This window comes from Lactobacillus sp. C449L (assembly GCF_059900815.1).
On the sequence record NZ_JBWXGA010000407.1, the window covers coordinates 1 to 405 of the forward strand.

The window sequence follows — 405 nt, forward strand, 5'->3', positions numbered from 1 at the left end:
CGACCGGAGGTTTCGTGTCTGGGTGACGAGGTTGATGTTGGCCTGCTGCGCGGTGGACGGATTGGTCGCTTCCAGTGCCGTATTCTTCAGCTCGTTCAGGTTCTGGATCAGCGCATCGATGGTGCGCCTGCCGGCATCGCCCTCGAGCAGCTGGTGAAACTGCCGGAAGGCCGCCTCGATATTCGCCCCCGGCGCCTCGGCAGTCGGGATCGCGAACCGGTCCGGCTGGGCCTGCCCGGAAGAGGAGCCGGAGGGTGAGGCTCGCCCGCTCAGAACGTCGTTCAGGGCGAGCCTGCCGAGCTGCGAGGCGGTCCCCGTGACGACATGAGGAAGGACCCCGCCTCCGACGCGCTCCGCCTCGCGCATCCCGGCTTCCGCGAGGATCGCCTTGGCTCGCGCCGTTCG

Annotated in this window: 1 protein-coding gene; it reads right to left on the reverse strand. The window is 68.4% G+C overall.

Annotated features, from left to right (window positions below):
• The coding region (locus tag AC2JF9_RS10005; RefSeq protein ID WP_500727466.1) for a hypothetical protein at nt 1–366 on the reverse strand (366 nt) is incomplete at its 3' end.
• Between the last annotated feature and the right edge of the window lie 39 nt (nt 367–405).